The organism is Aeromonas sp. S41-2, assembly GCF_027705845.1.
GTDB lineage: Bacteria > Pseudomonadota > Gammaproteobacteria > Enterobacterales > Aeromonadaceae > Aeromonas > Aeromonas hydrophila.
Map to the genome: position 1 here is coordinate 96,412 of NZ_JAPDCG010000012.1, position 10,400 is coordinate 106,811.

General features: G+C 54.4%; 8 protein-coding genes. 2 read left to right on the plus strand and 6 right to left on the minus strand.

Features of this window, described 5'->3' with window-relative positions:
• Window positions 1–194 precede the first annotated feature (194 nt).
• The 5 genes from OKC44_RS20150 to hsdR all read right to left on the minus strand — a co-directional run bounded on the left by OKC44_RS20150 (window position 195) and on the right by hsdR (window position 7,205).
• Complete coding sequence (locus OKC44_RS20150) at window positions 195–680, minus strand: hypothetical protein (RefSeq protein WP_197058106.1); 486 nt, start codon at window positions 678–680, stop codon at window positions 195–197.
• Window positions 674–1,381: a DUF3800 domain-containing protein gene (locus tag OKC44_RS20155; RefSeq protein ID WP_081990753.1), complete on the minus strand. Its 708-nt coding sequence runs from the start codon at window positions 1,379–1,381 to the stop codon at window positions 674–676. The genes OKC44_RS20150 and OKC44_RS20155 overlap by 7 nt, the downstream gene beginning before the upstream one ends.
• Complete coding sequence (locus tag OKC44_RS20160) at window positions 1,381–3,132, minus strand: restriction endonuclease subunit S (protein WP_103261036.1); 1,752 nt, start codon at window positions 3,130–3,132, stop codon at window positions 1,381–1,383. Before OKC44_RS20160 ends, OKC44_RS20155 begins: the two co-directional genes overlap by 1 nt.
• Entirely contained in the window at window positions 3,132–4,619 is a 1,488-nt protein-coding gene (locus OKC44_RS20165; protein ID WP_103261035.1) for an N-6 DNA methylase, read from the minus strand. The genes OKC44_RS20160 and OKC44_RS20165 overlap by 1 nt, the downstream gene beginning before the upstream one ends.
• 120 nt (window positions 4,620–4,739) lie before the next feature.
• The gene (hsdR, locus tag OKC44_RS20170; protein ID WP_167826274.1) at window positions 4,740–7,205 is read right to left on the minus strand and encodes an EcoAI/FtnUII family type I restriction enzme subunit R; all 2,466 of its coding nucleotides are present in this window, start codon (window positions 7,203–7,205) and stop codon (window positions 4,740–4,742) included.
• Window positions 7,206–7,942: 737 nt separating this feature from the next.
• Here hsdR and OKC44_RS20175 point away from each other — a divergent pair.
• A complete protein-coding gene (locus OKC44_RS20175) occupies window positions 7,943–8,266 on the plus strand; it encodes a hypothetical protein (RefSeq protein WP_047439811.1) in 324 nt (107 codons plus the stop codon).
• On the opposite strand, the gene OKC44_RS20180 is transcribed toward OKC44_RS20175, so the two are convergent.
• Window positions 8,263–8,880, minus strand: coding sequence for a recombinase family protein (locus tag OKC44_RS20180; protein ID WP_047439809.1), 618 nt, complete (start codon window positions 8,878–8,880; stop codon window positions 8,263–8,265). The two genes, OKC44_RS20175 and OKC44_RS20180, sit on opposite strands and share 4 nt — an antisense overlap.
• Before the next feature lie 191 nt (window positions 8,881–9,071).
• Between OKC44_RS20180 and OKC44_RS20190 the strand changes: the two genes are divergently transcribed.
• Window positions 9,072–10,340 (plus strand): DNA-binding domain-containing protein, encoded by a 1,269-nt coding sequence (locus OKC44_RS20190; RefSeq protein ID WP_000179845.1) that lies wholly within the window; start codon window positions 9,072–9,074, stop codon window positions 10,338–10,340.
• Window positions 10,341–10,400: the final 60 nt, after the last annotated feature.

A 10,400-nucleotide genomic window follows, 5' to 3' on the forward strand; every position in this document is an offset into this window, starting at 1 on the left:
TTGTTTTTTTGAATCTGTCTTTGTGTCGGCATACACGCCTTATTACTTCGCCATACAGCCAGTCGGTTGCTAATCATCGGGGTAACCGTTACACTTTGCGCATCTCATCTACCAGCCTTTGGCGTCAGCGTAGAAGGAGTTACGGCCCCGTCCTCTCCGGAGGGCGCGGCCAGCTTAATTCCCTCCCCTAGCAGTCAATAACTCCCATACCGTTCCCAGCGCTTGTTGTACTTGCGCCGTTCGTGCTCATGTTCGATGAAAAATGCCGTCCACGGCAGGATGTATTCTCCTCGATCATCCAGCACGACTAGGTAGCCTTCCGCTTCAAACCAGATATGGATGCGTTGTTGCTTGCCACGAGGCTCAGCCCACACCTTCAGCTCAGGATCGCTATCATTCTCGATGATGGGTTTGGGCCAGCGGATGCGTTCGCATCGACGTAAATCGGGTTCTCGCTCTGCTTCAACTTCTCCAGTTGAAATCATGTGCCAGAAGGTCGCTGATTTCCCGGCATATTCAGGATGACGTTTCAGACCAAGACGCTTGCCTCTGAACTCGGGTTTGTTGAGTACAAAGTCTTGTTCGAAGGCCGCATAAACAGCAGAGAAAAAACGCCCCCAATCACCGCCAGAGGCGGTCATCAGAATGAGGTCAGGTAGCCATATAGGTTGCATCACCATCCACCCCTGCTGCACCAGACCATCAGATTGAACTTGCTCTCTCGTAGAAGGGTATTGTGTGTCAGCTTGTAACCACTTCGTTGCCGTATTCTTTCAATCAACGCCAGCTTGGCTTGGCTGCTGGTCAACCCTCGATGCAGATAGCTCAGGGCTCCGATCAAAAGATCCGCAACTTGCAGCAACTCGGCTTCATGAGAGTGGATCCGCTGCACCCGATGAATGATTTTCTTCGAGTAGTCATACGTGTTATTGCACAAAACATCATGCAACTTGCTGATCTTCTCATGCCCCAAGGTATCCTTGATATCGATATAGACTCGATAGCCATTCTGCGGCTCAAAGATCGTCTTCAACATGACGAAATACATTTTGTAGTACCAGTCGTCATGACTCTGCCCAAACGCTTCATGATTTAGCTGTGATTTATCCGGGATAACCAGACCACGAAAGTGAAGGTCATCATCATCGAAAAAGTAATCCAGCAGGTCACGATAGAAGGCGAGTTTCGACTGACTAACCTTGGTCCACTTCACCTCGAAATCCGGCGCCAACCCATGCTTTTGCTTGATCTCCCGCAAGCGACGCACGATCTCGTGGCGCTTATCCAGCGGACACCATACAGCCCCAAGCACCATGGCCGATTGACCATCGTTCTCCAGATGGCAGGACTCATCACAATAGACATTAAATATGCGGCTCATCAGGCAAGGGCTCCTTCCACCAGCGACTCGGCCAAGGCAAGTTGGGTCTGCTGGCTGGTTTGCAGGCGGGATTTAAGTTGATCGCAGAGTGTCGTCAGTTCATCGACTTTAGCTACTATCAATTTTTGTACCGCAGTAGGAGGTAGAGGAATTGAATATTCATTCAGTTTTGCACCAACAAAATGCTTAATTGTTGCTCCTGTAAAATACTGTTCTAAGGTTCCCGTAGCAGCATCATTAGTTAAACAAATTTGTAAATACTCTGCCATTACCCCTTGATAAGGCCTTGCTCGGTGCAGTGCTTTTTGAAAATACATTTCCTTATTATGATGCTTCCAAATAGCACATCTTCCAGGTTCACCACCTTCACATATCAATAAATCACCATACCTAAGAGCTAGCTCATCTTTTTCATTATCATCGATTTTCATTTGTTTTATATCATCAAGCTCAATCAGATCCCACTGCACATTTGTATTTCTTAAATATGGCAATTCATTGCCAATATTTTTTGCATTATCGAGCATTTTTCCAAGGCGAGAGTGTGCAACTTGGCTAAATCTAACCCATTCCCAACCTATTGGTAGCTCAAATAGCTGTTCCTCCGCCCGAATCATCGGCAGCGGTTTCTCTTTTTTGATTTTCTTCTCTTTGACCAGCAGCGCCTTTTCGGCAGCGATGCGTTCCAGCAGGGCGGAGGCGGGTTCATCGCTTGGGTCTTGCGGTACCAGCTTACCCATTACTGCCAGTTGCAGGATGGTCTGTTTCAAGGCGTCGATGCTGGCCTCAGTGGTAAAGAGGGTATCGAAATGAGTGCTTAGCCGCGCCCAGTTTTGCGCCAACTCGTCGGCATCGCAGGAGTCTGTCAGTGTGGCGAGCAGGGTCTCCACCAGCGTCTGATGGGCCGCCAACTGCGATTCGCTGCACTGCTCCAACTGGTCGCAGAGGGCCATAAGCTCATCCACTTTGGCAACGATGCGGTGCTGTTCTGCAAATGGCGGAATTGGCAATGGATAGAATGAGAAAAAGTCCTTGGCAAGTCGCTTTTGACCTGCGGTTCCGGTCATTCCTGCCTCACCTTTTTTGAGATATATAGGCGATTTTATATTTAATAATATAAAGAATGCTGAAACATAATCTGTATATGGTCTAGCTATATGAAGCTCTGTCGTTCCTGCACCTATTCCATTAGTTAAACCACGAAAAACTGCAGCCTTACTATTCTCAAAGCATGGTGTTATTTTTGCTATGCCAATATCCCCATTAGAAAAATGGGTAAAACCTTTCTTTATCTCGCCCCACTTCCTTGCTTCAAATTCATGCTGCCCGTTATATGCGGTGCTGATTAAAGACATGGGTACAAATGATGCGTCAACAGTATCATCGCTTTCATTACGTGGATTGATCTCTGCGATCTCTGCAAGCATTGACCACACCCACCCATCCGGTAATTCAAACGGCTTCTCTTCCTCACCAATTTCTGGCAAGGCTTTGGGCTTTTTAATCTTGCCCTCTTTCACCAGCCGCGTCTTTTCGGCGGCGATCCGTTCCAACAGCACGGAGGCCGGTTCATCGCTGGGGTCTTGCGGCACCAATTTACCGCGCACGGCCAGCTCTAGGATCAGCTCTCGCAGCTTTTTGATGCCGGTGAGTTCCAGCTTGCTGTTGCTACCGCGCCCGGCACTGCTTTTGGGGCGAACCGCCGCGGTCCATAGATCCAGGTGGTCGGTAATCAGATTCTCGATCGCCATTATGCCTGCCCCCCTTGCTTGGCCGCACCTTTGCCCAAGGCGTCGCCCAGAATGGCTTTTAGCTGGTTACGCAGGGTCTGAATTTCAGCCTGTTCTTTGGCATAGCGCGCCAGCAGCTCCTCAGGGTCGTGGCTTATCTGCTCACCAACATGGGGGTTTTTGATATCGAGGTTAAAGTTGCGCTCGATAATGGTGTCGATGCTGACCTTCCAGGCTTGCTCGGTCTCTACCCGGGCGGCAAAGCCGTCCGCCTCATCGCCCCACCAGGCGATCTCGGCTTCAAACTCCTCGAACTTCATCGGTTTGGTCTTGCTGTAGTTTTTCACCCCAGCCGGATAGGGGTGCTCATAGAACCAGACATCCTTGGTGGGCTGACCCTTGGTGAAGAAGAGGATATTGGTCTTAATGCCGGTATAGGGGGCAAACACGCCGTTGGGCAGCCGCACTATGGTGTGCAGGTTGCACTCGCTGGTGAGCAGTTGCTTGATCTTGGTTTTGACCCCTTCGCCAAACAGGGTGCCATCAGGCAGCACCACGGCGGCGCGACCGCCCTTTTTCAGGATCTCGATAATCAGCTGCAGGAACAGGTCGGCAGTTTCGCGCGTGCGCAGATCGGCCGGGAAGTTCTGCTCGATGCCATCCTCTTCGGTACCACCAAAGGGCGGGTTGGTGAGGATCACATCGATATCGCTATCCCAGCTCGACAGCGGTTTGTCGAGGGTGTTGCCATGGCGAATTTGCACCGGCACCTCGATGCCGTGCAGCAGCATATTGGTAGTGCAAAGGAGGTGCGGCAGCTGCTTCTTCTCGACCCCCAAGATCTGCTGCTGCAGAGTCTGGTGGTCGGCTGAGGTCTCGACATAGTGCTCTTTGACATGATCGAAGGCGCAGGCGAGAAAGCCGCCGGTACCGCAGGCCGGGTCCATGATCCGCTCGCCGAGTTTGGGGTCGATGCGGTTGACCATAAAGCGGGTGACGGCGCGGGGGGTGTAGAACTCGCCCGCGTTACCGGCGCTTTGCAGGTCGCGCAGGATCTGCTCGTAGATATCACCAAACAGGTGGCGCTCACTGCTGTCGGTGAAGTCGATCTCGTTTAGCTTGTTAATCACCTGCTTGAGCAGGGTGCCGTTCTTCATGTAGTTGAAGGCATCGCTGAACGCCTCTTTCACCACATAGCCACGGGGGTTGAGATCGATATTGGCAGGCTGGTTTTTCAGGCTGTCGAACAGGTCGTTGTTGACGAAATCGAGCAGGGCATCGCCTGTCAGCCCTTCACTATCGGCCGCCCAGTTGCGCCACAGGAAGCGCTCGGGGATGGGGCAGCGGTAGTTATCCTGCTCAAACTCCAACTCCTCTTCCTGGGCGTCGAACACTTTCAAAAACAGCAGCCAGGAGAGCTGGCCGAGGCGCTGGGCATCGCCGTCGATACCGGCGTCCTTGCGCATGATGTCCTGAATGGATTTGATGACTGAGCTGATGGATGACATGGAATTCTCTGCTTTTTACAAAAATGATGACGAATACAGGGGCGAATGCGTCAGGAGTATCGATAAAACAAGCGGCCATCATTGGAATGGCCGCATGGTAGTTCAGAAGCAGTCAGGTCGTCAGGCGCTCTGCTGCTCACGGTAAATTTCTTGCTCCAGTTCGGTGATGGCCTGCTCGAACTGTTTGGGGCCACCAAAACCCTTCTTGGCCAACTCCAGCGGGCGCCCCAACTCGGTAAAGGGGGCGACTTTTAGCGCATCCTTGGTCTCAATCTCGGTCACCCCCTGATCGGCATACTTGTCGAGCAGTCTGGTAAGAACCTGCTGGGCGGTGTCGTTGTACTTGGTGAAGTAGTTGCGCTTTTTGACGTTGTTGGCCCGCTCGCGGCGGGTCAGTGGCGGCTGATCGTATACCACATGGCAGATAAGGTCGAACGGGTCGAGCTCCTTGCCCACTTCCTGCTCCAACACCTCCCACAGCACGCCCGCCTGAGCCAATTCATCCATAATGGCTTGCTTGCGTTCGGCGGCTTGCCAGCGTTTGGTGAACGCATCGAGGGTGGCAAACTCTTTGAGCAGGGTCTTTTTGGTGTAGTCCTTGAAGGATTCGGTCACCAACTTGCCATCGGCATCGTAATACTGCACCCGCTCGGCGATGACGCTGACCGCCACGCCGTTGACATAATACTTGCTGACCCCGGGCTCGGGGCCACCCAGCGGGCCTGCGCCCTGGCCCCCAGCGCTACTCTGGCCACCATCACTACCGGTTGTGTAGCTGCCGGGTTGTTCATCGACTCCGGGAGCAAACGGATCGTCATTGTCGCCGGGTTCATCGGTTGGCAGCAGATCGACATCGCCGATGATATCGCCCAAGCCTTCATCCGGATTGTTGATGTCTGCCGGTTTGATCACCATGACGCGCTCCGGCTCGCCGTCGAAACGGGGATCGGCAAACAGCTCGGTGGCCTTCTTGAAGTCGAGAATGGTGAACCAGAGCTTGCCGTACTTGTCATCGATGCGGGTACCACGGCCGATGATCTGCTTGAACTTGGTCATGGACTGGATATTTTGGTCCAGCACAACCAGCTTGCAGGTTTTGGCATCGACGCCAGTGGTCATCAGCTCGGAAGTAGTGGCGATGACCGGATAGGGCTTTTTCGGCTCAATGAAGTTCTCAAGCTGCCCCTTACCCAACTCATCATCGCCGGTGATTTTCATCACATAGCGCTCATCCTTGGCCATCTGTTCCGGGTTGAGGTTGACCAACGCCCGTCGCATCCGGTCGGCATGATCGATGTCGTTGCAGAACACGATGGTCTTGGCCATCGGGTCGGTTTTCTTGAGGTAGTTGGTGATGGTTTCGGCCACCAGCTGGGTACGCTCGTCGATCACCAGAGTGCGGTCAAAATCCTTCTGGTTATAGATACGGTCTTCAATCAGGTTGCCCTGTTTGTCCATCTGCCCTTTGGTGGGACGCCACCCCTGCAGATCGACATCGATATCGACCCGCACCACCTTGTAGGGGGCAAGAAAACCATCTTCGATTCCCTCTTTGAGGGAGTAGGTATAAACAGGGTCACCGAAATAATCGGTGCTGGAGACGGTTGCGGTCTCTTTGGGCGTGGCAGTGAGACCAATCTGGGTGGCCGATGAGAAGTATTCGAGGATCTCGCGCCAGGCGCTGTCTTCGGCGGCGCTGCCCCGATGGCACTCATCCACCACGATCAGGTCGAAGAAACCGGGTGAGACCTGCTTGAAGGCTTTCTGTGACTCTTCTGGTCCGGTGAGCGCCTGATAGAGGGCAAGGTGGATCTCATAGGCAGGATCGACAGTACGCCCAGTGACCTTGGCCATGGCCGAGCCAAAAGGCTGAAAATCATTACGCTTGGTTTGTTCCACCAGCGCATTCCGATCGGCCAAAAACAGGATGCGCTTCTTGGCGCCCGCCTTCCACAAACGCCAAATGATCTGGAATGCGGTGTAGGTCTTGCCGGTGCCGGTGGCCATCACCAGCAATACCCGATCCTCACCTTTCGAGATGGCTTCTACGGTCTTGTTGATGGCCTGCAGCTGGTAATAGCGGGGAGATTTGCCGCTGCCATCCGAGTAGTAGTCCTGACTGATGACAGGCAACTGTGCCTGGGTGTAACCCTTCCAGGTGCAGAGTTTGTCCCAAAGCTGGCCGGGGCTGGGGAAGTCCTCCAGCGCGATCTCGGATTCCAGCTTGGCCGGATTGGTCTTGTCATGAAATACAAAACCATCGCCGTTGCTGGCAAATACGAACGGCACATCCAGCAGACGGGCATAATCGAGCCCCTGCTGCATCCCCTTGCCAATCTCATGCTTGTTGGCTTTGGCCTCGATCACCGCCAGTGGCAAGCCCATCTTGTGATAGAGCACGATATCGGCCGATTTGACCTTCTTGCGTGCCGCCATCTGGCCGCGCACCACCACCTTGCCATCCCGCAGCTTCACCTCTTGGCGAACCTGAGTCAGGTCATCCCACCCCGCAGCCTTGATAGCAGGCAGCAGGTATTTCGAGATGATGTCGGCTTCGGTGAGGGTTGCTTTGTTGATCTCGGCCATGAGCACTCTTCCGGTCGGGGGACAATATTGCTCAAGATTCTCTCATAAATTCAGCCGGGTTTTATTGATTTCAGACTCATAAAGCAACATGGGTGCAGCTCTTGATGGCATGCCTTCGGGTCAAGGAAACGTCTGGTAATGGCGTAACTAGGTCGTAGTGAATGATTGTTGAAGGGCATCGCTTGAGTTAGTCCCATAGCAAGTCAGCCGGTTTGGCTCTCGCTGAATGCAGAGGCCAAGATTCCAGATAGATAGGAATCTGCCCCCATCAATTCCAGCACACCGGGTTTTCCCACTCACCTCAGACAGAGTGGCCAACATTCCAGAGCGAAAAACAGCACGAACATTCCAGATAGATGGGAAGGCCCCTATCAATATTCCAGGTGCTCGTTCTGAAGCGACATTCCACTATCTGGAATATCCGCACCAAGATTCCAGATAGATAGTTATGTGGAAAGGAATTGGACAGGGATTGGCCGGGGATAAGGGCGCTGATTCCACTGGTCAATAAGCCACTGGATTCCAGTACTCCAACTTTGTCACGAACGAACAAAGTCAACATTTTCAATAAGTTGATTGAATACCAAGACCTTCAGTGCCATGCTGAAATCATGTTCATTGGTGGAGTAACACGATGGATGCGTTCAGTTGGGGAATGGTAGGCTTGCTGGCCTTCTTCACGCTTGTCTTCGTGTGGAGTCTGTATAGCTACAAGGCGCATGCAAAAGAGAGACACCATGAAACCGATCGCTGATATCGCCCTCATGGCGTTGGTTGCGCTGGGCTTGATGGCACTTGGCGACACGCTGTTTGCATGGCTACTGATCTGCCTGCCACCGGTTTACTGGTGCTGGCCAATACTGGCCTGGGCTACCAGGCGCCCCATCACGGCCAGGTTGCAGTTAATGGCTCTTGCCGCACTCGCCTGCTGGCACTGGCCCGCCGGGCTGTTCACTGCGCTGAGCATCGCTCTTATCTGGACAGCGAAAACCCTCAAGACAACCCCACGCCCAAAACGCAAGGGTGGGCCGGTCATCAAAAATTACTACTTCTGGAGCTAACTGCGCGCCTCCTTGGCCACACTGGCGATAAGGTACCTTGAGCAACCAAGCATCTCCTGAATCGCGGAATAACTGTGGCCTGTCACCAACAGCCTGGCGATGTGCTGACGCTTCTTCTCATCCTTCTGCCTACCACGGTATTTCCCTTCATCCCTGGCCTTGGCAATACCCTGCTGCTGCCTGCGACGGCGATCTTCATAGTCTTTACGAGCGACGGCTGCGAGCATATCCAACAGCATGCCATTTACAGCCTGCAAAATGGCGCTGGTGAACTCGGAGCGGCTGTCCCCCTGTAATGCCACCCAGGAAGTCGGAAGCTCAGGAGAAACGATGGAGAGCTGTTTCTGTGCCAAAAGCTGCTTCAGTGTTTGCCAATCCGTCTGATTGAGACGGGCCAGACGATCAATCTGCTCTACCAGCACAATGTCACGATCTGCAGCGTCGCGGATCAGCCTCATAAGCTCAGGCCTGTCCAGCGTCGCTCCCGACTCATTCTCCACATAGAAACTGGCAATCTGATGGCCATGCTCAGCAGCAAAACCTATCAGAAGCTCTCGTGCCCGCTCAGCATCCTGTTCCACTGTCGATGCACGTAAATACGCCCGTATGAACATTGAAACCCCCATCGGTCTGTTTAAAGTGGTTCCTAATTATTGGTTCAATATGTCATTTTCAGAAGACGACTGCACCAGTTGATTGGGCGTAATGGCTGTTGTGCAGCCAGCTCCTGACAGTTCAATATCAGAAGTGATCTGCACCAATCTCGACTATGCTCAATACTCGTGTGCACCAAAGCGAGGTGAGCATGGCGACGGACACCCCACGGATTCCAGAACAAGGCGTGGCCACTCTGCCTGATGAGGCTTGGGAGCGTGCGCGCCGTCGTGCGGAGATCATCAGTCCGTTGGCGCAGTCGGAGACGGTCGGGCACGAAGCGGCCGATATGGCGGCTCAGGCGCTGGGCTTGTCTCGGCGCCAGGTATACGTTCTGATCCGGCGTGCCCGGCAAGGCAGCGGCCTCGTGACGGATCTGGTGCCCGGCCAGTCCGGTGGAGGTAAAGGTAAGGGGCGCTTGCCGGAACCGGTCGAGCGCGTCATCCACGAGCTACTGCAAAAGCGGTTCCTGACCAAGCAGAAGCGCAGCCTAGCGGCCTTTCACCGCGAAGTCACTCAGGTGTGCAAGGCTCAAAAACTGCGAGTGCCGGCGCGCAATACCGTGGCCTTACGGATCGCTAGCCTTGACCCGCGCAAGGTCATCCGCCGGCGGGAAGGCCAGGATGCCGCTCGTGACCTACAAGGTGTGGGCGGCGAGCCTCCTGCCGTGACCGCGCCGCTGGAGCAGGTGCAGATAGACCATACGGTCATCGACCTGATCGTGGTCGATGACCGCGACCGGCAACCTATTGGCCGCCCGTACCTGACCCTCGCCATCGACGTGTTCACCCGCTGCGTGCTCGGCATGGTCGTCACGCTGGAAGCGCCGTCTGCCGTTTCGGTTGGCCTGTGCCTCGTGCATGTCGCCTGCGACAAGCGCCCTTGGCTGGAAGGACTGAACGTGGAAATGGATTGGCAGATGAGCGGCAAGCCCTTGCTGCTCTACCTAGACAACGCGGCCGAGTTCAAGAGCGAGGCCCTGCGCCGGGGTTGCGAGCAGCATGGCATCCGGCTGGACTATCGCCCGCTGGGACAGCCGCACTATGGCGGCATCGTGGAACGGATCATCGGCACGGCGATGCAGATGATTCACGACGAACTGCCGGGAACGACCTTCTCCAACCCTGACCAGCGCGGCGACTACGATTCCGAAAACAAGGCCGCCCTGACGCTGCGCGAGCTAGAGCGCTGGCTCACATTGGCGGTCGGCACCTACCACGGTTCGGTGCACAACGGCCTGCTCCAACCGCCGGCCGCGCGCTGGGCCGAGGCCGTGGCGCGTGTCGGCGTACCGGCCGTCGTCACACGCGCTACTTCGTTCCTGGTCGATTTTCTGCCGATCCTCCGGCGCACGCTGACCCGCACCGGCTTTGTCATCGACCACATCCACTACTACGCCGATGGGCACTGTTGCAAATAGTCGGTGGTGATAAACTTATCATCCCCTTTTGCTGATGGAGCTGCACATGAACCCATTCAA

Bases quoted from the DNA above. Each gene is read 5' to 3' on its own strand.
- hsdR (WP_167826274.1), bottom strand. From the start codon at position 7,205: ATGGCCGAGATCAACAAAGCAACCCTCACCGAAGCCGACATCATCTCG.
- OKC44_RS20190 (WP_000179845.1), top strand. From the start codon at position 9,072: ATGGCGACGGACACCCCACGGATTCCAGAACAAGGCGTGGCCACTCTG.
- OKC44_RS20160 (WP_103261036.1), bottom strand. From the start codon at position 3,132: ATGGCGATCGAGAATCTGATTACCGACCACCTGGATCTATGGACCGCG.
- OKC44_RS20180 (WP_047439809.1), bottom strand. From the start codon at position 8,880: ATGTTCATACGGGCGTATTTACGTGCATCGACAGTGGAACAGGATGCT.
- OKC44_RS20175 (WP_047439811.1), top strand. From the start codon at position 7,943: ATGAAACCGATCGCTGATATCGCCCTCATGGCGTTGGTTGCGCTGGGC.
- OKC44_RS20150 (WP_197058106.1), bottom strand. From the start codon at position 680: ATGGTGATGCAACCTATATGGCTACCTGACCTCATTCTGATGACCGCC.
- OKC44_RS20165 (WP_103261035.1), bottom strand. From the start codon at position 4,619: ATGTCATCCATCAGCTCAGTCATCAAATCCATTCAGGACATCATGCGC.
- OKC44_RS20155 (WP_081990753.1), bottom strand. From the start codon at position 1,381: ATGAGCCGCATATTTAATGTCTATTGTGATGAGTCCTGCCATCTGGAG.